The organism is Spiroplasma endosymbiont of Notiophilus biguttatus (genome assembly GCF_964030985.1).
Lineage (GTDB): Bacteria > Bacillota_I > Bacilli_A > Mycoplasmatales > VBWQ01 > Spiroplasma_E > Spiroplasma_E ixodetis_A.
This window is the reverse complement of sequence record NZ_OZ034993.1, coordinates 203,632-228,393: the sequence shown is the minus strand read 5'-3', so window position 1 is coordinate 228,393 and position 24,762 is coordinate 203,632. Positions and strand designations below refer to the sequence as shown.

Below are 24,762 nucleotides of genomic sequence, written 5' to 3'. Positions count from 1 at the left end.
AATAAATGAAATCCAAATCTTTTAAAAAGTTTTGACATAAAATAACTTTTAATCATTTTAATAAAAATCATGATCCAAAAAATGTTTTTATTAGTGAACAAAAAAAACATACTTATGATTTGATTGCTAAAATTTGTGTATTGTCTATATCTTCATTAGCACTAATTGCCGCTTCATTATTAATTGGTTTTATTATTGGTCAAACATTTAGTAATATGAGTTTTCTTAATTGATTTAAAATGTTAGGAAATAGTAAATGATTACCTAGTACTAATACTTTTGGTATTATTGCCTTTATTGTTGCCACTTTTTGAGTTGCACTATTTTCAATGATACTTGCTGTTCCTTTAAGTTTACTAACATCATTATTTATATGTGAATTTTTACCACCAAAATTAAAAAAAACAACATTAACTTTAGTAGAATTATTATCTGGTATTCCTTCCGTTGTTTTTGGTGCTTTTGGTTTAATGACCATTGGTCCTATTTTTGTAAAATTGGGAGCACCAACCAAAGAAAATATGATGACAGCAAGTTTTATTTTATCAATGATGGCATTACCAACAATTATTTCATTATCTGTTAATGCTATTACTCGAGTACCAAAATCTTATCTATATGCATCATTAGCACTAGGTATCAGCAGAACTGACACTAGTTTTAAAGTTATTTTTAAAGCGGCGAAAACCAAAATCATTGGTGCAATAATTTTTGGATTTGGAAGAGTCATTGGTGAAACAATGGCCGTCGTCATGATTGCTGGTAATAGTACTCTAACCCCAAATTTTGCACATGGTCCACTTGCATTTTTATTTAGTTCAATTTCTACTTTAGCGGGAGTAATTGGACTAGAAATTGGAGAAGCAGTTAGTTCTCAACAAATATCAGCATTATATGGAATTGGTTTATTTTTATTTATTATAGTTTCAATCATTAATTTTATTGTTTTAATAATTTATAAACGTAGTGATAAAAAAGCAAAAGGTCATAAAAAACCACGAAATTATAATTTAAAAAAAATAAATCTATCTGATAATCAACTAATGTTAACTATTAGTGAAAAAACTATTAAAAAACAAGGTTGAAAACACTTTAAAGACTATTTCCGATTATTCTTTATGGGGTTAGCTTGTTTTATTACTATGGGGTTAATTATTTGAATTATTGGTGATATTATTATTAATGGCATCTTCAACATTAGTGGTAATGCTGGTAGTGGCGTTTTCAATTTTAATTTTGCAGCTTTAATTTGAACAACTGGTGATGAAGGTTACTTATCAATTATTACAATGACATGTTTACTGGTATTAACAACAATTACTATTGCTATGCCAGTAGGTATTATTGGTGCAATTTATCTTCACGAATACGCCAAAAATGGTTGATTTGTTCCAATACTACGTTTTGTGCTAAATACCTTAGCTTCTACGCCGTCAATTATCTTTGGTATGTTTGGATTTACTTTTTTTATTACTTTCTTACAAATAACTTTCTCAGCAATTGCTGCTAGTTTAACATTAACAATTGTTATTTTACCACTTATTATTAGAGCAGTAGAAGATACATTAAAATCAGTACCTATTGAATATCGTGAAGCATCATTAGCACTAGGTGCTAGTAAATTTGAAACAATAAGAAAAGTAGTTATTCCGGCTGCCATTGGTGGCATTATTACTAGCATGATTTTATCAATGGGTAGAATTATTGGTGAATCAGCACCGGTTTATCTAACATTAGGAAGCACTGTTGCTTTTCCCAATAAAGGTTTCTTAAGTTCAGGACAAACCTTAACAACTCATATTTTATTAGTTAATAAAGAATCAAATGACCCTAATAAATTAGGAATGATGTACCAAACAGCACTAATAACAGTTATACTAATATTTATTTTAAACTTTATAGCAAAACATTTTGAAAAAAGTTTAACAACAGGAATCGGGGTGAAAACAAAATGCTCAATTGAATTATTAAAAGAAAAAATGAAAGCAAGAAAGAATCAGCGAATAGCAATAAAAAAAGAAAAGTAAATGTAATTAAACCTTACTTTTTAAAAATGAAAGACAAATTTAAGAAAAAAGCAAATAACAAATCAAACAACTTATCAAATATAGAAAACATTCCAAAAAGTAATTATGTTTTTACTATTAAAAATTTAAATTTTTTCTATAATCATGGTAAAAAACAAGCTTTATTTAATATAAATTTAGAAATAAGTCGTAATCAAGTAACCGCTTTTATTGGACCAAGTGGTTGTGGCAAATCAACATTACTACGAACTTTAAATAGAATGAATGATTTAATTGATGGTGTTAAAATTAATGGACAAATATTATTCAATAATGAAGATATTTATGAAAATAATAAAAATATTATTTCATTACGAACTAAAGTTGGAATGGTATTTCAAAAACCTAATCCCTTTCCAATATCAATTTATGATAATGTTGCATATGGTCCAAAAAATCAAGGCATTAAAAATAAAAAGATTCTAAATCAAATTGTCGAAGATGCTTTAAAAAAAGGGGCTTTATGAGATGAAGTTGCTCAACACTTATTCGATTCAGCATTATCATTATCAGGTGGTCAACAACAACGTTTATGTATTGCTCGTGCTATTGCCCTAAAACCAGAAGTACTATTAATGGATGAACCAACTTCAGCTCTAGATCCGATTGCCGCATCTAAAATTGAAGACTTAATGAATGATTTAAAATCAGACTTTACAATTATTATTGTTACTCATTCAATGCAACAAGCAGCACGAATTTCTGATAAAACTGCCTTTTTCTTAAATGGAGAAGTCATTGAATATAATAATACTAAAAAAATATTTTCACGACCAAAAGATAAAAGAACAGAAGATTATATTACCGGCAGATTTGGTTAAAATATATATAATTAATTATAGAGAAAGGAGGAAAAAATGAAAATAATTAACCGTAGATTTGATTTAGATATCATAAATTTAAAACAAAACTTATTAACTTTATTAAAAGAAGTAAAAAAAGAACATAAAGACGCTTTAATAGCAATGGAAACACAAGATTTTGACATGTCAAAAAGAATTGTTGAAACCGATAAAGAAATTAGAACAGTCGCTGAAAGTTTAACAATTACTGCAATTTGAAGTATTGCTCAACAAAATCCTTTTGCTACTGACTTGCGTACTATTATTGGTTACATGAATATTATTCGTGATTTAGAACGTATTTCAAATTATGCTAAAAATTTATCCAAATTTAATGTCAAATATAAACCAGAAATTAAATTAACATCTCAATTATCAGGATTAATGAAAAAAGTATTTAAAATGATGGATTTAATTGGTGAATCTATAAATGAAAATGATATTAACAAAGCTTATCAAGCAGCAGAATATGATATTGATATTGATAATCGTTTTCGTGAATCAATGAAAAACATTGTCAATATGTTAAAAGTGAACAAAAATAATGATCAACTCTCTCAATATACATCAACAATGCAACAGTTGAAATATATTGAAAGACTAGGTGATCACTTAGTTAACATTTGTGAAACAATAGTATATATTATTAAAGGTAAATTTTATGATTTATCTTCAACAAAAATATCTGAATAATTTATCAATCAGTGTTATTTATTAAAATAATTACTTTTTTGCAAGTTTCATTTAAATATTCTTTTTGTTTACTTAAAATATTTTTAAGTCATACTTTAATCATAATACTTATTATTATTTTATTTTTAATTGTATTAAATTAAGGTATGATTTTTTAATTTAATATTAAAATTTCTAAAAAGGAATGTTTAACTTAATTCTTCTATTTTAATATTACTATTAATATTTTTTTTGTTATCTACATTTTGCTTATTTTTATTATATAATAAAGAAATTCCTATTATTAAACCAATTAAATTTAATGTTAAAAATAATAATATGATACCTAATGCATTATTACTATTACATAAACTTATACCTCAAATTAAAAACACTATTCAAATTACTAAACATATTCATATAATAAATGTAATTAAACCAATACTCATTACCTTGTACCTTTTTCTTTCTAAAAAATAATTAAACTAAATAAAATATAGTATTTTCTATTAGATTCTTATAATTTAATATTTTTTTCTTTATACAAGTATTTATTAAATCAACCCCCATCTATACCCTTCTTTTCTTATGATCAATTTATTTCATTTGGTTTCATTGGTTTTTCATTATTCTTTACACTAATAATTTTACCATTTTTAACGTTAATAACAGTATTTGCAACATATTGGAAGTTAGGATTATGAGTAACCATAATAATTGAAGTTTTATATTCTCGATTAACATCCAATAAAATCTCTAATACCTTACGTCCCATTTCCTCATCAAGCGCTCCTGTTGGTTCATCACAAAATAAAATTGTCGGATTTTTTGCTAGTGCTCTACCAATCGATACTCTTTGTTGTTGTCCACCCGATAATTGACTTGGAAACTTATTCATATGTTCATCCATTTCAATAACTTGAAAAATATCATCAATACTCATATTTTTATTTTTAGCAAGATTTTCACCAACTTCAGCATTTTCACGAGCAGTTAAGTTAGTTAATAAATTGTATTGTTGAAAAATAAAACCAACATTATCTCGTCTAAATTTAGTTAAATGACTATCTTTTAATAAAGATAAATTATATCCCGCCACAAAAACATCACCAGTATTAGGTTTATCTAACCCCGAAATAATATTTAATAATGTTGTCTTACCACTTCCCGATGGTCCTAAGATAACAACAAAATCACCTAATTTAATTTTTAAATTAACGCCTTTTAATACTTCGTATTCTAAGTCTCCAGTTAAATAAGATTTTTTAACATCAAATAATTCAATAACATTAGTTTTAGTATCAGGTGTATTATTATTAGTCATTGATATAATTTTACCTGCTAAAATTTCTTTTGAATGAGTTTTTGTTAATTTTTTAATTGCTTTTTGATTATCTTTAAAAGCTTGCAATTTTGCTTTATTAGCTTCTATTTCTTCCTTTGATTCTGATTTATCATGAGATTTATGAGTTACTGGTGCTATTGTACCTTCATTTTTAGATACTGACTTCTTTGTAAAACTAGATTCTAACTTATTTTTGGTTACTTGTTCACTTGAATTTTCAGTGTTTTTTTTATCATTTTTCATGTTTTTATTCCTTTCTACTTTTAATCAATTTCATTTAAAGTTTTAATTGGATTAATCTTCTTCATGGCATATCAATCAATAATAAAGGTTGTTGCATAAATACCAAAGACAATGAAACCAACTAAAAGTGGTAATCATCAAACAAAGAACAATGGTAAAACCCATGTTGTATTAGCAGCTAAATTGTTAAGAATAAACTTAACAATTATTCATCCTACTGGAAAACCAATAACAAACATAACAGTAATCACTGGTAAATACATACCAATAACAATATTAGTTATCTTTGCATCACTATAACCAAGTGTTTTCATTGTTGCTATTGTTTTGCGATTTTCATAAATTACTAAATTACTTGTTAATAAAATAATAAAGAATGAAATAATTAATGAAAAGATAATAAATGCAATCAATACTGTATCGACTAAAGCAGTAATTTGATTTAACAACTGATGATGGACATCTTGTGGCGTAATATTAACAGCACTACCTGCACCATAACCTTGATAAGTACCCGAATCATCAGTACCACCATTTAAACCAAAAGCACTATAATCTCCATACATTTGTGAAGTTGAAAACGAATTAGTTATATCTGGTAATGCTTGTGAATTTGAAAATTTAAAATTAAAGATTGGATTTTCATTTTCAAATACTTGATTAAGTTTAAAAATAACTGGATCATTTAATTGATTAAGAAAATCTTGATATTTATTAAATGATTTTAATTTACCAAAATCAACATCACACGTTGTATTTTTGTCTTCTCATTCTTTTTTAAATAATAAAAATAAAAATTCTTTTGTTTTATTAAATGATAAAACTTTATCAGCATTAGTTTTACTAATATAAGCATTAGGTTGACCATAACCATTATATATACCAACTACTTTATACGTTGGTGTTTTAGAACTTATCTTATCATTATAAGAATTAACAACCTTACCAGCAGCAACTTCTTTTAACATATTTGTAGCATTAATACCTGCATTCTCATAAGCTCCAGCCTTTAACTTATCAACTTGTGTATAACCAGTTTGTTGTTTTAATAATGTTACATTATTAACATTTTTACTATTACCAACAATGTTATCAATATTAATTTTATCCAAATCAAAAGGTTTCAATTCATTATTATCTTTAAATTTCATAGTATTACCATTATTACTCATTTTAAACTCATCATTTATTTTTAAATTTAATTGTTTAGCAATCGTTTGATTAATAACAATACTAATACTATTATCACTATTTTCTTGTTCTAAAAGTGGATTTAATGAAGAACCTCCAGCATCATATAATTGCATCATTGAAGGTTTGCCTAACTGTTGTTGATTTTGTAAACCGTAAACTTTCATTAAATATTTGTTCTGTTTAAATAATTTTTCAGGAGTACCAATAAAGTAAGTTCCTAATTCATCAGTTTCTTTATCAAAAGGCACAACATTAAAAGCAACATTAAAAGGAGCATTGGGATCACTATAAGCTTTGGCAATATTTTGACGAATAAAATATGGACTTTTAGTATAAGCACCTTGCACTACAGTTTGTCCCATTCTATTATAAAATAAAGCACCAAATCAAATTCCAACTTTATTAATTCAACTATCACGCTCTTTGTCACTAATTTCAGATGCATTATTATTCAATAATTGTGTTTCATTAGTTAAATGTCACGGATATAATTTATCGCTAGTATCAAAACTTAAATTATCAATATCATTAATAAAAGTAGGACCCTCACTTGAGGCATTTTTGTAAGCAGAAATATTACTATTTGCTCAATCTTTGAATTTTGTAATATCTAAATCATTAGGATTAGTACTAATCTTACCAGTCTTCGAAATTGTACCACTAACATTCATTGCCACTGTTGTTCGATAGTTTTGATAAAATTTTCTAATAATATTATAAGTATTCTCACTATAAAAACTGTTAATATTAGTATTTTTTAAAACTGTGTCATACATTGGTAATGCATTTGGTCAAGCCATTTGTACCATAATTCCAACAATCACAGAAGCATCTTTAATATCACTAGAATCTAATCCATTTAAAAAGTTTTTAGTAAGCATTTTACTATTTAAATATGTTAAACTAGTATATCCTAAATCAGTAATACTACCACCCGGATTAGATTCATCTGACATTGGAGCATATGCTTCAGCATTAATATTATTTTCTAATAATTCTTTAACAAAAGTATCATTTAATGGCCCAGAATTATCAAAACGTGGTGGATGTCAATATGTATCACCAGTAGCATTATCAACACTAGAAGTATAAGTTCAATCATCTTTATTATTTGGATTATAAGTTTTATAAAAACTATATGGAGAATTATAAGTCGGAACGTCATATTCAACTAAGGAGTGATAATTCATACCAGTAAAAGAAAGTAATTTATTATCAGCCATAATTTTTGGTCCAATAATAGATGTTGTCATTAATGTTGTTCCTAAAAACATAGTTAATGCTGCTGCTGCCATTTTTCCAATTGATGATGTAAATAGTGATAAACGGAATCTTGTTAAAAATCCACGATTAATACTTTTTGTTTTAATAATTCGACTAAAGCGAGAATTAACAGTAACCGATTCATTTTTAATTAAATCTATTGGTTTTTTAATAACTGTTAAAGCACTAATAACTCATGCAATAATTGATAAAAAACCAAATATTAAAATTAAACAATATATAAATCCTAAACCATTAAAAATAAAATGACCAAAATCTAGATTAAAATAGTTGGCAAATGTTTGAACTATAATTACTTGTAAACCACTTGCTGGTAAAAACACTAAAATAGTACCAATAAGTGCTGCTACCATTGGATAAGCTAAAGATGTAATTAAAATTTTAATATTACTATAACCTAATGATTTTAAAATTCCAATTTGTGTTCGTGAATTATCAATATTTTTATAAGTAATTAATATTACTGTAATTCCTGTAATAATTAAAACAATTAATAATAAAGCAATTAATAAACTTTTAAATCCAATAATAGTTGCATTCAAAGTAGCAGTACGATTATTAAACGTATACTTATTATTTCCTAACTTATATACTAAAGCAGCATCAGAATCAATAGTATTAATATATTTATTTCTTAAACTTTGTGAAATTAATTTAATATCATTAATTTTACCTATTGTTGATTTTCCAACAAAATAAATTTCGCGATCATTATCAGAAGAAATTGTAATTTTTTCATTAGCTTTATCATATGATCAAATATAATTATTTTTTTCTGACCTTTTACTTAAACCAAATTGCATTGGATCAACGTATAATAAACCTTCACGAGTTTTATTTGGAATTGGTGTAGTTTGATCAATAATTGGGGTTGTAAAATCAGCAGATACACCATATCCAACAATTTTTAATCAATTATAACTACTATAAGCAGCATCATTTAAATCATATCCCGAAACTTTTAAACTACTTCCTAATTGATCTGATTGTACACGAATTGTATCATTAATATGCAAATTATTTTTTTGGGCAAATTCTTTATTAATAACTACCTGTTTTCAACTTGGATTTTTATCTGGATTATTACTATCTCCTATTTGATAACCATCACTAATGATTAATTTATCAATACGAGCATCTTGATTATAAGTTAATATTTTTAAAATTCTAGGATTACTATTATTATCTAATTGCATAATTCTGCCTTCAACACGATCTCATATAAATTCATTACCAGCATCATTTGCAATATTGTTAATATCAAAATCATTCTTTTCATCAACAGCAGTTGTTGATGTTGAAATTTTATTAGAAACAGTTTTTGAAGTAGTATTAGATAAATCAATAACAAAATCATGTAAATTAGATTTTGTAACTAATGTTGAATATTCATCAGAAATTCTTGCTAAACTTGTTTGCATTAATGAAAAAATAGTTGATGATAATAATACTAAAACAATTAAACCAACTAATTGAATTTTATTACGAAATGCTTGTTTAAACGCATTTTTAAAAAGCAAAAATGATTGTTTTTTCATATTCGTTCTTCCTTTCTTTTAAATTTTAAAACAAAAAAAGTTATTGAATTAAAGCCATTTTTCATCCATTAATTAAAGTTTTTAAATCTTGAATAGTTTTAGTAATAAGTAGTGTTAATTGGGCACTTAAAAAATAAGTTAAATTCTTCTTAAAAATAGCGATTAAAAGTTTTTTATTATTATCAGTAATAGAAACTTGGTAGTCAAAATTAGTAAATATTTGTTTTTTAAATTGCCATGTTAAAATAATAATTTTAGTTTTAGTATATGCTTTTACTGGAAATTGTTTATTAATAATATTAGGTAATGAAGAATTACTAAATAATGTTACTCAAGTTTTTTTCATTAAATTAAAAATTGTAAATAAATTATCACTAAACATTTTTCATGAAAAAAAAACTAATCAATAGTAAAAGAACACTAAAATTAGTACTGAAACAAAGTTATTTATTGATGGTAATGATATTTTAATCATAGTAAAATTAAATTGTAAAATAATAGCAATTATAATAATTGACAAAATAGTAAAACGCATCACTTTCATAATTTGATTATTATTACGACTTAAAAAACTAAAACAAATAAATAGATGTAAAATTGAAATCAATGATAACATTGGTAAACTTTCTAAATCTAAAAAATTAATATTAATTACCATTTCTTGAACTGGTAATAAAAATAAACAAAATTGTGCTAAAAATCATAAACTAAATTGAAGAATAATGATTTTTGTTTTATTAAATATTTTTTTATTATTAATACTATTTTTATGAAAATTAATAGTAATTAAAAAAGTTAATTTCATAATTAAAAGTAAAAAAAGAACTGGTAAACCAAAAAAAATAAATAATTGTTCAAAATTATTAATACTATTAATTTTTAAAATATTACTACTACGTAACATTATATTCACCTTTAAATAAACTTTGCTATTATTATAATTATAAACTATTAAAATTAAATAATGCAATTATTTAATTTTAGATAGTGTTTAAATATTCAAAAAGAAAAGGAAAAAAGAAAATGTTATGAAACTGCTGTATTAAATTCTCTAGTAATAATTTTGATAATGAATATCAATATTTACAACCTATAGATTTAAACTATATGTACTACCCCACTACTAATTATCAAACTACTACATCTACTACCAAAACAATAACTGTTCAACAACCAACTAAAAATACATCAATAGTTTTTTCAAATAGAAAAATTATTTCAAAACCATTGAACAAAAAGATACAAGAAATTAATTTTAATAATATTAGAACCTGTTTAGAATCTTTTAGAGAATAAGGTAAAATTACTATATATTTTAAAATAAGAGGTATATATGCATAAAAATTATCCAAGTCATGTCACTAAAGAACAATTTGAGAACATAAGATTAATTTTAGAAAATGTCAAAAAGGGCATTGGTTAGATAAGTTTACTTTCTTGTCTTCAAATCTGTACAAATTGATTTGGAGGCATTTTCAATCTAATAACTATTCTATCATTGTTTCAATATCTAACAAATTTTTCTAATATTTTATTAAAACTTTCCATACTTTCAAAAGTGCTACCAAACATCATTTTAAAATCTCTTTTAATTCAACGATTTAAACATTCACTAACTTGATTACCTTTAAAACCTGATAGACTTTTTGAATGAATTAGATTAGTACTTGTATTAAAAACTTTACTAACAATTTCGCTTGTATTAGCAGAACCTAAATCTGATTGAATAGTCGTAAAATTACATTGTTTAGCACTCGCTAATTCTATTTGATTAACCACATTTAACACAGTTTTGGCATTTTCACTTTTGTTTATTTTTCAGCCAACAATTGAATTACTGTACATATCATTAGCAAAAACAACTAATAATTTTGTTTTTTTTATCACCAATAATTATATTTTTAAATCATGTGCCATCCATATCAACTTTTTCAAGAAAGTTATTACTTGAAAAATTACGTTTTAATAAATCTTTATTATTTTTTAAATCACTATTTTCTACTACTCTATTTGTTGATTTAGGTTCTAATAATAATTTAATATTATTATCTTTTAATATTTGTTTTATGCTTGTTTTACTGCATTTAAGACCTTTATTTTTTATTTTTAACTCTAATCTTACTTTTTCAAAACTAGTGATATTAATGTACTTTTTTTCATTTTTAATGAGAACTATTTTGTTTATTGCTTGTATCAAATTATCATTAATTTTTGATTGATATTGCTTTTTACCTTTTTTTACTCATAAATAGTATGCTGTTTTGCTAATAGCTATGTAAACAATAATTTTATTTAATTGATGACCTTTTTGCTTATATTTTTCTACTATTAAAAAACACTTATATTTTAATAATTTACTATTTTTTCCCCTTGTTAATTTCTTTTCACAGGCTAATTGCTCCTTTAAAAGTTCTTTTTCAACCTCATCTTTTAAAGCTTGTTTTCTAAGTTTATCAATTTCTTTGTTTAATAGTTTAATTTCAATATCTTTCTTATCGATACTGTGAGAAGTTTGGGATTTAAAAATTTTGGTGAATGCATTTTCACCTTTAATTTGATATTGGTTAACCCAATTATAAATTAATACTGGAGTTGATAATTTATATTTGACTTGAATTTCATGTATTTTTAGTTTTTTATCAACTAAATACTCATTAACAACGGCTAATTTTGTTTCTTTTGAATAAACTTTATAATTCATAATTTCTCCTTCTGTATTAATTATTTTTAATTATATTACAGATTGAAAATATTAATTGGTAAACTTAAGTGACTGATGCCGTTTTAACATTAGTATAAAGGATTATCATTTAATAATCAATATGTAAATTCAATAATTTAAAAATATTTATTTGGGTATTTATTATATATTTGTTACAATTATTAAGCATTTATGAAAAGGATTAAGGAGCAATAAAATGACAGAAAAAAAACGCATTATTGTTGGTATGAGTGGTGGTGTTGATTCATCAGTAACAGCAGCACTTTTACAAGCAGAAGGCCATGAAGTTATTGGTCTTTTTATGCGTAATTGAGATTCACTTTTAAATAATGATTTACAAGGTAACAATAATCAAGATATTTGTCCACAAGAACAAGATTATCTTGATGCTTTAGCTGTTTGTCAAAAATTAAATATTAAATTAGAAAGAATTCATTTTGTTAAGGAATATTGAGATAATGTCTTTACTTATTTTCTTGAAGAATTTAAAAAAAGTCGTACTCCTAATCCCGATATTTTGTGTAACAAATATATTAAATTCGATGCTTTTTTAAAATATGCACAAAAAAATTTACAAGCAGATTATATTGCAATGGGGCACTATGCACGAATTAACTACAATCCAATTACTAAACAATATCAGTTATTAAAAGGAATTGATGATAATAAAGATCAAAGTTACTTTTTATGTCAATTAACACAAAAACAATTAAAATATAGTTTATTTCCTTTAGGCAACAAAACTAAAACTGAAGTTAGGGAATTGGCAAAAAAATATAACTTACCAACAGCAACAAAAAAAGATTCTACTGGCATATGTTTTATTGGTAATCGTAATTTTCAAACATTTTTAACAAATTATTTACCAGTTAATCCTGGCAAAATTGTTAATATTAATACCAAAACTACTATTGGTAATCACAATGGTGTTTACTACTATACATTTGGTCAAAGAAAAGGTATTAATCTTTCAGGAATGAAAGTTCCTTATTTTGTTGTTGAAAAAGATGTTACTAATAATATCCTTTATGTTGCTAATGATAATGAAAATAAATGACTAATGAATAGCGGTTGTACTGTTAAATCATTGAATTGAATTAATAATAGTACATTAAAAAACCCTTTAAAAGGTAATGCAAAATTTCGCTATCGTCAATCTGATGTTGCTGTTATTATTAATTTTATTAATAATGATGAAATTAAGGTTGAATTTTCAGAAAAGATACGCGCTATTACGCCCGGTCAAACCGCTGTTTTTTATGATGGTGATATTTGTCTTGGTGGTGGAGTTATTGACCAAATATTTCGCTAATCAATTATTAAAAAACTAATATAAATAATAAAATTTTTAATTGCATATTATTTTTTATAATTATCAAGATTAAAAAATTACTATTAAACTATTTTTTTAGTTTTTAGATACTTTTATTGCATTTTCTTTTTTATGTTTTTAAAAATATAAAATTGGCATTGGTTAGATAAGTTTACTTTCTTGTCTTCAAATCTGTACAAATTGATTTGGAGGCATTTTCAATCTAATAACTATTCTATCATTGTTTCAATATCTAATAAATTTTTCTAATATTTTATTAAAACTTTCCATACTTTCAAAAGTGCTACCAAACATCATTTTAAAATCTCTTTTAATTCAACGATTTAAACATTCACTAACTTGATTACCTTTAAAACCTGATAGACTTTTTGAGTGAATTAGATTAGTACTTGTATTAAAAACTTTACTAACAATTTCGCTTGTATTAGCAGAACCTAAATCTGATTGAATAGTCGTAAAATTACATTGTTTAGCACTCGCTAATTCTATTTGATTAACCACATTTAACACAGTTTTGGCATTTTCACTTTTGTTTATTTTTCAGCCAACAATTGAATTACTGTACATATCAGTAGCAAAAACAACTAATAATTTTGTTTTTTTATCACCAATAATTATATTTTTAAATCATGTGCCATCCATACCAACTTTTTCAAGAAAGTTATTACTTGAAAAATTACGTTTTAATAAATCTTTATTATTTTTTAAATCACTATTTTCTACTACTCTATTTGTTGATTTAGGTTCTAATAATAATTTAATATTATTATCTTTTAATATTTGTTTTATGCTTGTTTTACTGCATTTAAGACCTTTATTTTTTATTTTTAACTCTAATCTTACTTTTTCAAAACTAGTGATATTAATGTACTTTTTTTCATTTTTAATGAGAACTATTTTGTTTATTGCTTGTATCAAATTATCATTAATTTTTGATTGATATTGCTTTTTACCTTTTTTTACTCATAAATAGTATGCTGTTTTGCTAATAGCTATGTAAACAATAATTTTATTTAATTGATGACCTTTTTGCTTATATTTTTCTACTATTAAAAAACACTTATATTTTAATAATTTACTATTTTTTCCCCTTGTTAATTTCTTTTCACAGGCTAATTGCTCCTTTAAAAGTTCTTTTTCAACCTCATCTTTTAAAGCTTGTTTTCTAAGTTTATCAATTTCTTTGTTTAATAGTTTAATTTCAATATCTTTCTTATCGATCCTGTGAGAAGTTTGGGATTTAGAAATTTTGGTGAATGCATTTTCACCTTTAATTTGATATTGGTTAACCCAATTATAAATTAATACTGGAGTTGATAATTTATATTTGACTTGAATTTCATGTATTTTTAGTTTTTTATCAACTAAATACTCATTAACAACGGCTAATTTTGTTTCTTTTGAATAAACTTTATAATTCATAATTTCTCCTTCTGTATTAATTATTTTTAATTATATTACAGATTGAAAATATTAATTGGTAAACTTAAGTGACTGATGCCAATACTAGTTTACAAATGGTTGTTCTTTCCTTTATTTCAACTTTATTAAAAAGATTCTAAACAGGTTCTTAGAATCTTTTTAATAAAATTCAATACTACTGATTGTAAACATTCTTTTTCTAGTTCTAATAATTGCTTTGAAATAGTTATTTCTGTTGATAATTCTTTACGAAATGCTTGTGTTGCTGCTACTCAAAGTATTTTTAACGCAGCTGCTTTTTTATTAGGTGATGTTTTTAACTTTAATCTATCTAAATGACTAACTTTTGTTTGACTTTTTTCTCCATTCAAATTAATAATCTTATTTAATTTTACGGACTTCTCCCCACATGTACTTGTGGAGGGAACAATGAAACTAAATGAGTTCAACAATGCTTTAAACTGAATAGCAATGTCTTGCATATATAGCAAATTTGAAAGAAAACAAATGTATTAGGTGTTCTAGTTTTAATTTGAATACTTCTGATTTAAAAAGAATAAGATGTTTGAAATGTAATCAAACATTTAGTATTCTCACGGGTACCATATTTTTAAGGTCACAAACATCTTTAAGATCATGATTTTACCTCATCTTTAGATGAATAAACACCAAACATGGAATTCCGTCAACTGATGTTTCAAAAGAATTGGGAGTGACCTTAAAAACAGCATGGAGAATGGATCATAAAATTAGAACACGTATTGCAAAACAAGAACCTCAATTTATTGTTGAAGGCACAGTGCAAATTGATGAAATGTATCTTTCACATATGGCTTTTAAAAAACAAGGAAGATCCTTGAAAAATAAAACATTGATTGTTGGCATTTATGAAAAAACAACTAATAATTTAATTGTGAAAGTATTGAAAAATGCAAAGAGTAAAAGTCTTTTGAATTTTGCAAGAAGCCACATTTCTTCAAAATGTCATGTATATACTGATGATTGAAAAGGATATTGCGATTTCAAATTGGTTTTCCCAAAACATAAAACAGTTAAGCATCAAGATGGTTATGTTTCAAAAACTGGTGTAAATACCAATCAAATTGAATCAGTTTGAAAACATATAAGAAGAACATTTAAAACACATATCAAAGTTGCAAAACATCATGTTGAATTTATATGCCAAAGAAGCTGCATATAAATTCAACAAGATACCTAGTTTTGAAATTGTAATGCTATGTTTAATTTAAAAATGTGGGGAGAAATACGTAGATACGCTTTTCTCAGCATTTATGTCATAAAATTAAAAAATAGTACATAAAGGGAGAAAAGCGTAATTTTATTATATGACCAAGTTCTCCATTAATAATTAATATTTTAACTATTAATAAATTCATTATTTAAATAACATAGTTATTCGCAAATTATTATTTTTATTTATTTTATTTAACATATCTTTTTATCTTCCTTTTCTCTAAAATTTTTATTAAATTAGTAATTAAGATTATAGTTTATTTTTTTAGTCTATCAATAAATATGCTTGTTACTAATTTTATTAACACTATAAAATGTAAGTAAATATTAGAACCTGTTTAGAATCTTTTTAATAAAATTGAAATAAAGGAAAGAACAACCATTTGTAAACTAGTATTTAATTTTCTTTCACAATTTTTTCATAATCTTCTACATTTTTCTAATCAAGCAAAACTTTGCTCTACAACTCATCTTTTTGGTAATACTACAAAAGAATGTAATTCATTACGTTTTACAACTTCAACATTCGCATTTATAATTGTTTTGATTGCAGAAGCAAATTTTTCACTAGTATAACCAGCATCTACTATTATTTTTTGAACTGTAGAAAGATTTTCTTTTTCATTTTGAATCATTATTATAGCACTATTACGATCTGTTTTTCTGCTGTAGTTACGTAAATTGCATGTGGTAAACCTTGAGAATCAACAGCAATATGACGTTTTATTCCTGAAATCTTTTTACCAGCATCATAACCTTTGTTTTTAGTAATATCTGTATTTTTAACACTTTGTGAATCAATTATACAAAAACTGGTTTTTTCTTTTCGATGATTATTGATACGAACTTTTCTAACTAATTTTTTTTAAAATTAATTGTCATATACTAGGTTCTTTACCATTATTTTTACTTCAAATTTGAAAATAATAATATACAGTTTGTCATTTTGGAAAATTTTTTGGTAACATTCTTCATTGACAACCACTTTTTAATACATATAAAACTGCACAAAATACTTCATATAAATCTAAATTTCTTGGTTTTGTTTTCTTTTTGACATTTTCTAAAATTAATCTTATGTTCTCAAATTGTTCTTTAGTGACATGACTTGGATAATTTTTATGCATATATACCTCTTATTTTAAAATATATAGTAATTTTACCTTATTCTCTAAAAGATTCTAAACAGGTTCTTATCATCTTATAAAAACACTTTCATTTTATTTAAAAACCAATATTAATAGAATAATATATTAATATTATTCATTTTTCCAGTCCAATTAATTATACGACACTATCTTAATTTTTAATTTGATATAATTATAAAAACAGTAAGTATATTAAAAATAGATTGGGGTATTTTTATGATAGAGGAAATAAATTCTAGTTCAATGAAAGAACCAAAAATTTATCGTATTGGTCTATATAGCAAATTAACAATTCTTATTAACGGCCTTTTAATTACTACGAGTTTAATGATAGGTTGGGGTTTATGAGCAACTATTGGTCGAGATGCAGTTGATAACTATATTAAATGATTCAATAATCCACAACAGCCTAATTCTAATTTACAAATTAGTTTCAATATAATAAGTATTATTGTTTTCATAGTCTCTGGTTTATCTTTAGCATTAGTGGTCGTACCTTTTATTTTTTTAAAAACTAAAAATAGTGTATCAGCACTTTTTTGCTTAATAAGTTTTATTTTTTCAGCAATATTTGTTATTTTTCTTATTGTATTTTTTATTTTTAGATTTAAAACTTTTACTTTCCTAGCTAATAAAAAAGATGGCGAAATAAAAAATACAACCGGTAACTTTCTAATAGCTTTTTTACCATGAATGTTGGCTGAACTATTTGCAATACTTTTATTAATCCACAGTCTTTGATTAATTATTAATATTACCTCTAAATACAAATCAAATACACTATTAATGCCTATTGCTAAACCAAAAGCAAAACAAGAAACAGTAATAGCAAAACAAGAAGTTGATGATACAATAACGCTTCCTAACGTTGTACCAATACCAATACCTCAAAATAATAAAGAACAAGAAACTAACAATACCGTTCTTAAGCAAGATCCAACACAAGAAAAAATAATTACTAACCCTTCAACAGCAACTGTCCATTATACTAATCATGAACTATCACAAACACCAACTCAAGGTGCCTATCATGCCGAAGCTGTTTCACCAACACCAGGTACTCTTACTAATCTTAAATCCGAATCTATTACGAATGAAGAAGAAATAAATGATAATATCGAAAATGCAACAATATATTCAGAACCAACAGTTGAAAAAACAAGTGTAGAAGATACAACAATATATTCAAAATCACCAACACCAGAAAGTAATATTAATACTGAAACTAACTACCATCCAAAAAATGAAGGTGGTTTTGATGTTAAAGACAGTAGTTATTCTGAATCTGAAACATCTAATTTTAATGAACAAGCAACAACAATAACTGTTGAAGAAACACTAGCAATAATAGAAAAAACAAAAACAAAAAAAGAAACAATCGAAGTACAAAAAGTTACTACTCACCATTGAACATTAGAACAAATTGAAGCTGTTTGAGAAAAAGCGGAAATAATTGATGGTGTTAGTGATAAATTATATCGTAAAGATTATGGTGGTGCTTGAATGTTTCGTGATTCATTTACCACTGATTATAGCACAGCAGATAACTTAGAAACTTACTCTTGAACTATTGTTCTGCATCGTCCTACTAGTCAACAAGGAACAACTGAATTATATAATCTAGATCCAATGAATATTGTTAATGCAAAAAGTAAAGGTGAAAATTATCCTTCTTGAAAAACTAAAATTTCTTCAAAAGGAAATAAAAATATTGCAAAAGAACAACATTGAAAAGCACGAACATAAATAATAAATATTTTTTTATTATATGTAATATTTAATATTTTAATAGTAATTTAAAATAAATATAGTATTATTTATTTATGAATACACAAACTACTATTGAACATTTATATATAGAAATACCTAATTTTAAAAACGAATTAAATAGTAACCATTCTTATTTTATAGAAAGTGTTAAAAAAGAATTAACAAATATAATAAATAAATACCAATTAAAGTTAAAAACAATTTATCTTGCTAACAAAAATAAGTCAGTTTTACCAATTAATTTTTTAGAACAACTATTAATATTACTTAAACCATTGACAACCACTATCAAAGAATACAACTTTGAATGTACTATTAATAATACTAATTTCACAACTCTACAATTATTTTCCAAATTTCAAATTAAACGATTAATTTGAAAAATAATTAGTTTTCAAAATCAATTAAACAACAAATTTAATTATCAACAAAGTATAAAAATTATCGGAATTTTACGCTTATTGGTTAACACTTAATTCTTAATAAATAATTTAATTGTGATATTTTTAAATGTGATTTTTTCTTTACGGTTATTATATTTAAAACAAAATTCATTTAAATAAGATTGGAGTCATTTTTTTGAAACTCAATGAAATTGGCCGATAAAACCTCTTTTTAATATTGCTCAAAAACTTTCTATTGTATTTGTATGAATACCATTATAAGAAAAATATTTTTTGTGATTAACTTGTTCATATGGTAAAATTTTATTCATTTTATAATATCCACGATATTCATCAGTAAAAAGAATAGAATTGTTAATATCAACATTTTCTTTAACTATTTTCATTAAATCTTCAGATTTAATACTTTTATTTTTTGCATGAAATAATTTAACATTACCATTTCGTTCAATAATGCCAACAACACACTCTTTACTAGTTCCTCTACCACGTAATGAGTTATTTTTATTATCAACATCATTATATTTACGCGGTTTTCCACCCACATATGTTTCATCCATCTCTAATATTTTTGCTAATAATTTAATAGACTTACTGCATAACTAGTTAACTTTTTATTTTTTTGTTATTATTAAAATAAAATTTGAATAGTTAAGGATAAACTTTATGACATATTTTGAATTAAAAGATAAATCTGATCAATATTTTCGTAAAATAGTGGGTATTAATAAACTCGTTTTTAACGAAATTTTAAATATTTTATTAGAACATCAAAAACTCAAAACTACTATTGGTGGAAGGCCATATAAAATGTCAATAGAAGATCGACTAGTAATGAGTTTAAGATATTTATATGAAAATCGTACATATCATAGTATTGGTGCTGAGTATGGTATGGTTGATACTACTGCTTTACGAAATATTCGTTCAATTGAAGATATTTTAATAAAGAATAATAAGTTTAATAATTTAACAAATAAAAATATTTTTTTAAAAAGAAGAATTAAAAAATAAAATTTTGATAATTGATGTAACAGAGGTAGAAACAGAACGACCAAAATATAACCAAAAAGATTGATTTTCTGGTAAAAAATGAATGCATACTGTTAAGTTTCAAACCGTAATTAATGCAAATACTAATGAAATTTTAAATATTTTTTCTGATATTGGTAAAAATCATGATTTTAAAACTTTTAAGAATTCAAAGTTAAAGTTTTTACCAGAAACTATAATTCTTGCAGATAAAGGTTATCAAGGTTTACAAAAAATTCATGCTACTACATTTTTACCCATTAAAATTAGCAAAAATAATCCTAAAACAAATAAAACCAAAATCTTTAATAAGATTATTAATAAAACTCGTAGAAAAATTGAACATGTTTTTGCATTTTTAAAATGTTTTAAGATTATTGGTTATAAATTTAGAAAAGCCAGAAAACGAATATTTTTAAGATTTAATTTAATTGCAGGATTTTATAATTTATCATTAAAACTTAAAAACGTTATGCAGTAAGTCTAATCTCATCATTAGCCATTGCCTTTCTAATTTTATGCATCATTTTTCATACAGTTGCTAAACGTAAATTTAAGTCTCTTGAAGCTTGAGATGATGATAAACTTTTTTTAGCATTAGCCATTAATACTATTAAAATAAATCACTTTTGAAGTGGTACACGTGTATGATGAAAAATAGTTTGAGCAGTTACACTAAAAAACTTATGACATTTTTTGCATTTATAACGCGACTCTTTTAAAACAGAGTTAACTTTTTCACTAAAACAAAAAAGACATTTTGGTTTGTTATTTCATCTTATTTCTTCTAAAAATTTTATACAAGATTCTTGGTTTGGAAATTTATTTATTATGTCTAAAATATTCATTTTCAATCACCTTTAATTAGATTTTATTTTACTAATATCTAATTATAGTTTTCAGAAATAATAATGTATATAAGTTATTGCCAATAAACGTAAAATTCCGAAAATTATTAATGATGCTATTAACTTAAAAATTAATAATTTCTCAATTGATTTAAAATATAATTTTCCTCATCAAACAGTAATTGATGTTAATAATGATTTACAAATATGTATGCAATTAAAAACACCTCATATTAGCTATGATAGTTATAATCACAAACAAAATCTTACTATTAAAAGATACATTAATAATTTCTTAAAAAAGCAAAAATATGATAACTATGAATACTATAGTTATAGTAAAAATGCTAATAATCAATCAAAATATATTATTGCATATTGTTTATTAGAAAACTATTATGGAATTGGTCCAAATGCTGTTTCACATATTAAAACAGAACATAAAGCAATAATAATTACTAATAGCAATAACATTAATAATAACAATCAAAAAAATAGTATTTTATCAACAAATGAAATTTTAATTCAAAAATTAATACAAGGTTTATTACTAAAAAAGGGAATAAAATTTAACAAAAGTGATAATATTCTAGAGCAGCCACTGATTAGTAAATTAATCAAAAATAAACAAATAAAAATAAAAAATAATCATTTATCTTGCACAAATAGTTCCTGATTATTGTTAAATGATTTAATAGTTGATATTATAACTAATACTACTATTTAAATTTATATATCAAGGAGTGAATAAATATGGAATTCAATGAAAAATTGCTAAAGGAAAAATATTTTCCGCAAGCACTAACAAAAATAAAAGAAATTGTTAAAATTCAATCATATGCTCAACCACCCACAACAACAGCACCTTATGGACCTGGTGTTAAGGAAGTATTAGAACCTGTTTAGAATCTTTTAGAGAATAAGGTAAAATTACTATATATTGTAAAATAAGAGGTATATATGCATAAAAATTATCCAAGTCATGTCACTAAAGAAAAATTTGAGAACATAAGATTAATTTTAGAAAATGTCAAAAAGAAAACAAAACCAAGAAATTTAGATTTATATGAAGTATTTTGTGCAGTTTTATATGTATTAAAAAGTGGTTGTCAATGAAGAATGTTACCAAAAAATTTTCCAAAATGACAAACTGTATATTATTATTTTCAAATTTGAAGTAAAAATAATGGTAAAGAACCTAGCATATGACAATTAATTTTAAAAAAAATTAGTTAGAAAAGTTCGTATCAATAATCATCGAAAAGAAAAAACCAGTTTTTGTATAATTGATTCACAAAGTGTTAAAATACAGATACTACTAAAAACAAAGGTTATGATGCTGGTAAAAAGATTTCAGGAATAAAACGTCATATTGCTGTTGATTCTCAAGGTTTACCACATGCAATTTACGTAACTACAACAGAAAAAACAGATCGTAATAGTGCTATAATAATGATTCAAAATGAAAAAGAAAATCTTTCTACAATTCAAAAAATAATAGTAGATGCTGGTTATACTAGTGAAAAATTTGCTTCTGCAATCAAAACAATTATAAATGCGAATGTTGAAGTTGTAAAACGTAATGAATTACATTCTTTTGTAGTATTACCAAAAAGATGAGTTGTAGAGCGAAGTTTTGCTTGATTAGAAAAATGTAGAAGATTATGAAAAAATTGTGAAAGAAAATTAAATACTAGTTTACAAATGGTTGTTCTTTCCTTTATTTCAATTTCGGAATTTTACGTTTATTGGCAATAACTTATATACATTATTATTTCTGAAAACTATAATTAGATATTAGTAAAATAAAATCTAATTAAAGGTGATTGAAAATGAATATTTTAGACATAATAAATAAATTTCCAAACCAAGAATCTTGTATAAAATTTTTAGAAGAAATAAGATGAAATAACAAACCAAAATGTCTTTTTTGTTTTAGTGAAAAAGTTAACTCTGTTTTAAAAGAGTCGCGTTATAAATGCAAAAAATGTCATAAGTCTTTTAGTGTAACTGCTCAAAGTATTTTTCATCATACACGTGTACCACTTCAAAAGTGATTTATTTTAATAGTATTAATGGCTAATGCTAAAAAAAGTTTATCATCATCTCAAGCTTCAAGAGACTTAAATTTACGTTTAGCAACTGTATGAAAAATGATGCATAAAATTAGAAAGGCAATGGCTAATGATGAGATTAAATTATTAGCAAAAATATTAGAGATGGATGAAACATATGTGGGTGGAAAACCGCGTAAATATAATGATGTTGATAATAAAAATAACTCATTACGTGGTAGAGGAACTAGTAAAGAGTGTGTTGTTGGCATTATTGAACGAAATGGTAATGTTAAATTATTTCATGCAAAAAATAAAAGTATTAAATCTGAAGATTTAATGAAAATAGTTAAAGAAAATGTTGATATTAACAATTCTATTCTTTTTACTGATGAATATCGTGGATATTATAAAATGAATAAAATTTTACCATATGAACAAGTTAATCACAAAAAATATTTTTCTTATAATGGTATTCATACAAATACAATAGAAAGTTTTTGAGCAATATTAAAAAGAGGTTTTATCGGCCAATTTCATTGAGTTTCAAAAAAATGACTCCAATCTTATTTAAATGAATTTTGTTTTAAATATAATAACCGTAAAGAAAAAATCACATTTAAAAATATCATAATTAAATTATTTATTAAGAATTAAGTGTTAACCAATAAGCGTAAAATTCCGTTCAATTTTATTAAAAAGATTCTAAACAGGTTCTAAGAACTATTACAAATCAAAAACAAGAAAATATTACAGAAGAAGTACAAGATAAATATTGAATTTTAAAAGGTGTATATGAAAGATTTTTCATGGTTTAATGTTTTTTATTGCGTGGGGTGCTACATCTCCTATTGCTAAAATAATTATCACACCAATAATTAGTACATTTGTTGTGTCAAGTACTCTTATGGGTTGATTACCTTTTACTATTGCGGGTATTGTTGCTGGCATTTGTTACAAAAATTTATGTGAATGTGCTAAAAAATTAAGAAAAATAATGTTTCCAAATGAAAAAGATAAGTCTCAAATTGAATTAGAACAAAAAATAAAAGAACTAGAAAATAAATGAAATAATTTAGAAGAAGAAGTTCAATATTTAAAAGACATATCTTTAAATTCAAAAGAAACAATAGAAGAAAGAATTTTAAATTGTTTGCAACAAACTAGAGAATAAAATGAACCAAAAACTTTTAAAACTTTAAAAAAAAGAATTAAATTGAAAGTTTAAAAGAAATAAGTTTTCAAAAAAATATGCCCAATCAATCAATGAAACCAAAAATGACAAGAAAATATTGCATTTTCAAAATATTTAGAATCTAAACATATAAAAAAAATAAAAGATGTTTTTACTGAAAATAAAAAAGAAAAGTATCAAATTGAATACGAAGAAAAAACAAAAGAAATATGATCAGAATTTCAAGAATGAAAAAAATAAACTAAAAGAATTAGAAAAAAAAGCTAGTGAAACTAGAGTAAATGGATTTATTGCAGAAGAAGATAATAGACAAAAATCACCAGTTAGAACTATGAAAAGAATGGGTTTTTAACTTTAAAAAAAGTATTACAACTTTAATTTACCAGATTTATTATT

At 24.2% G+C, this 24,762-nt stretch carries 24 protein-coding genes and 2 pseudogenes; 16 read left to right on the top strand and 10 right to left on the bottom strand.

All coding sequences use genetic code 4. The features are described from left to right. The first annotated feature begins 5 nt into the window (after nt 1-5). From pstA to phoU, 3 genes are read left to right on the top strand one after another with little or no spacing between them, the layout of a single operon-like run. Nucleotides 6-2,027: a phosphate ABC transporter permease PstA gene (pstA, locus tag AAHM85_RS01390; RefSeq protein ID WP_342260703.1), complete on the top strand. Its 2,022-nt coding sequence runs from the start codon at nt 6-8 to the stop codon at nt 2,025-2,027. Between the two features lie 26 nt (nt 2,028-2,053). Next, a complete protein-coding gene (gene pstB / locus AAHM85_RS01385) occupies nt 2,054-2,887 on the top strand; it encodes a phosphate ABC transporter ATP-binding protein PstB (RefSeq protein ID WP_342260702.1) in 834 nt (277 codons plus the stop codon). Nucleotides 2,888-2,923: 36 nt separating this feature from the next. Then, nucleotides 2,924-3,601 (top strand): phosphate signaling complex protein PhoU, encoded by a 678-nt coding sequence (phoU, locus tag AAHM85_RS01380; RefSeq protein WP_174480791.1) that lies wholly within the window; start codon nt 2,924-2,926, stop codon nt 3,599-3,601. Nucleotides 3,602-4,166: 565 nt separating this feature from the next. On the opposite strand, the gene AAHM85_RS01375 is transcribed toward phoU, so the two are convergent. The 3 genes from AAHM85_RS01375 to AAHM85_RS01365 are packed head-to-tail and all read right to left on the bottom strand — an operon-like array spanning nt 4,167 to nt 10,088. Continuing rightward, nucleotides 4,167-5,168: an ABC transporter ATP-binding protein gene (locus tag AAHM85_RS01375; RefSeq protein WP_342260701.1), complete on the bottom strand. Its 1,002-nt coding sequence runs from the start codon at nt 5,166-5,168 to the stop codon at nt 4,167-4,169. A gap of 20 nt (nt 5,169-5,188) precedes the next feature. Next, a complete protein-coding gene (locus AAHM85_RS01370; RefSeq protein ID WP_342260700.1) occupies nt 5,189-9,184 on the bottom strand; it encodes an ABC transporter permease in 3,996 nt (1,331 codons plus the stop codon). Nucleotides 9,185-9,224: 40 nt separating this feature from the next. After that, nucleotides 9,225-10,088: a hypothetical protein gene (locus tag AAHM85_RS01365; RefSeq protein ID WP_342260699.1), complete on the bottom strand. Its 864-nt coding sequence runs from the start codon at nt 10,086-10,088 to the stop codon at nt 9,225-9,227. Between the two features lie 119 nt (nt 10,089-10,207). On the opposite strand from AAHM85_RS01365, the gene AAHM85_RS01360 reads away from it, so the two are divergent. Further along, a complete protein-coding gene (locus AAHM85_RS01360) occupies nt 10,208-10,480 on the top strand; it encodes a hypothetical protein (RefSeq protein WP_342260698.1) in 273 nt (90 codons plus the stop codon). Nucleotides 10,481-10,603: 123 nt separating this feature from the next. Here AAHM85_RS01360 and AAHM85_RS01355 read toward each other — a convergent pair whose 3' ends face one another. After that, nucleotides 10,604-11,071, bottom strand: a complete 468-nt coding sequence (locus AAHM85_RS01355) for an IS3 family transposase (protein ID WP_342260697.1) — start codon at nt 11,069-11,071, stop codon at nt 10,604-10,606. Further along, on the bottom strand, nt 11,034-11,885 hold the full coding sequence (locus AAHM85_RS01350) for a transposase (RefSeq protein ID WP_342260696.1): 852 nt from the start codon (nt 11,883-11,885) through the stop codon (nt 11,034-11,036). The genes AAHM85_RS01355 and AAHM85_RS01350 overlap by 38 nt, the downstream gene beginning before the upstream one ends. A 217-nt stretch (nt 11,886-12,102) precedes the next feature. On the opposite strand from AAHM85_RS01350, the gene mnmA reads away from it, so the two are divergent. Next, nucleotides 12,103-13,218: a tRNA 2-thiouridine(34) synthase MnmA gene (mnmA, locus tag AAHM85_RS01345; RefSeq protein ID WP_342260695.1), complete on the top strand. Its 1,116-nt coding sequence runs from the start codon at nt 12,103-12,105 to the stop codon at nt 13,216-13,218. 162 nt (nt 13,219-13,380) lie between these two features. On the opposite strand, the gene AAHM85_RS01340 is transcribed toward mnmA, so the two are convergent. Then, nucleotides 13,381-14,661, bottom strand: a complete 1,281-nt coding sequence (locus AAHM85_RS01340; protein WP_342260694.1) for an IS3 family transposase — start codon at nt 14,659-14,661, stop codon at nt 13,381-13,383. Nucleotides 14,662-14,786: 125 nt separating this feature from the next. Next, on the bottom strand, nt 14,787-15,032 hold the full coding sequence (locus AAHM85_RS01335) for a hypothetical protein (RefSeq protein WP_342260693.1): 246 nt from the start codon (nt 15,030-15,032) through the stop codon (nt 14,787-14,789). 122 nt (nt 15,033-15,154) lie between these two features. On the opposite strand from AAHM85_RS01335, the gene AAHM85_RS01330 reads away from it, so the two are divergent. Next, nucleotides 15,155-15,862, top strand: a complete 708-nt coding sequence (locus AAHM85_RS01330) for an IS1595 family transposase (protein WP_342260692.1) — start codon at nt 15,155-15,157, stop codon at nt 15,860-15,862. A gap of 391 nt (nt 15,863-16,253) precedes the next feature. Here AAHM85_RS01330 and AAHM85_RS01325 read toward each other — a convergent pair. Next, nucleotides 16,254-17,042, bottom strand: a pseudogene (locus AAHM85_RS01325) (IS5 family transposase). 264 nt (nt 17,043-17,306) lie between these two features. Here AAHM85_RS01325 and AAHM85_RS01320 point away from each other — a divergent pair. Next, nucleotides 17,307-18,809, top strand: a complete 1,503-nt coding sequence (locus AAHM85_RS01320) for a hypothetical protein (protein ID WP_342260691.1) — start codon at nt 17,307-17,309, stop codon at nt 18,807-18,809. A 77-nt stretch (nt 18,810-18,886) separates the two neighbouring features. Beyond that, entirely contained in the window at nt 18,887-19,309 is a 423-nt protein-coding gene (locus tag AAHM85_RS01315) for a hypothetical protein (RefSeq protein ID WP_342260690.1), read from the top strand. Here the strand turns inward: AAHM85_RS01315 and AAHM85_RS01310 are convergent. Further along, nucleotides 19,306-19,815, bottom strand: a complete 510-nt coding sequence (locus AAHM85_RS01310; protein ID WP_342261683.1) for an IS1595 family transposase — start codon at nt 19,813-19,815, stop codon at nt 19,306-19,308. The two genes, AAHM85_RS01315 and AAHM85_RS01310, sit on opposite strands and share 4 nt — an antisense overlap. 88 nt (nt 19,816-19,903) lie before the next feature. On the opposite strand from AAHM85_RS01310, the gene AAHM85_RS01305 reads away from it, so the two are divergent. Together AAHM85_RS01305 and AAHM85_RS01300 are read left to right on the top strand one after the other, a co-directional pair. Next, entirely contained in the window at nt 19,904-20,251 is a 348-nt protein-coding gene (locus tag AAHM85_RS01305; RefSeq protein WP_342260488.1) for a transposase family protein, read from the top strand. A gap of 4 nt (nt 20,252-20,255) precedes the next feature. Continuing rightward, nucleotides 20,256-20,750: a transposase family protein gene (locus AAHM85_RS01300; protein WP_342260689.1), complete on the top strand. Its 495-nt coding sequence runs from the start codon at nt 20,256-20,258 to the stop codon at nt 20,748-20,750. Here the strand turns inward: AAHM85_RS01300 and AAHM85_RS01295 are convergent. After that, nucleotides 20,740-21,117: an IS1595 family transposase gene (locus AAHM85_RS01295; protein WP_342260688.1), complete on the bottom strand. Its 378-nt coding sequence runs from the start codon at nt 21,115-21,117 to the stop codon at nt 20,740-20,742. The genes AAHM85_RS01300 and AAHM85_RS01295 overlap by 11 nt on opposite strands. Nucleotides 21,118-21,328: 211 nt before the next feature. Here AAHM85_RS01295 and AAHM85_RS01290 point away from each other — a divergent pair, with 211 nt between their 5' ends. From AAHM85_RS01290 to AAHM85_RS01265, 6 genes and pseudogenes are all read left to right on the top strand, one after another. Continuing rightward, on the top strand, nt 21,329-21,844 hold the full coding sequence (locus tag AAHM85_RS01290; RefSeq protein WP_342260687.1) for a hypothetical protein: 516 nt from the start codon (nt 21,329-21,331) through the stop codon (nt 21,842-21,844). Nucleotides 21,845-21,870: 26 nt separating this feature from the next. Continuing rightward, entirely contained in the window at nt 21,871-22,023 is a 153-nt protein-coding gene (locus AAHM85_RS01285) for a hypothetical protein (RefSeq protein WP_342260686.1), read from the top strand. Nucleotides 22,024-22,077: 54 nt separating this feature from the next. Next, a pseudogene (locus AAHM85_RS01280) lies at nt 22,078-22,875 on the top strand (IS5 family transposase). Between the two features lie 74 nt (nt 22,876-22,949). Then, a complete protein-coding gene (locus AAHM85_RS01275; protein WP_342260685.1) occupies nt 22,950-23,828 on the top strand; it encodes an IS1595 family transposase in 879 nt (292 codons plus the stop codon). A 250-nt stretch (nt 23,829-24,078) separates the two neighbouring features. Beyond that, nucleotides 24,079-24,345, top strand: coding sequence for a hypothetical protein (locus AAHM85_RS01270; RefSeq protein ID WP_342260684.1), 267 nt, complete (start codon nt 24,079-24,081; stop codon nt 24,343-24,345). 202 nt (nt 24,346-24,547) lie between these two features. After that, entirely contained in the window at nt 24,548-24,718 is a 171-nt protein-coding gene (locus AAHM85_RS01265) for a hypothetical protein (protein WP_342260683.1), read from the top strand. Nucleotides 24,719-24,762: the final 44 nt, after the last annotated feature.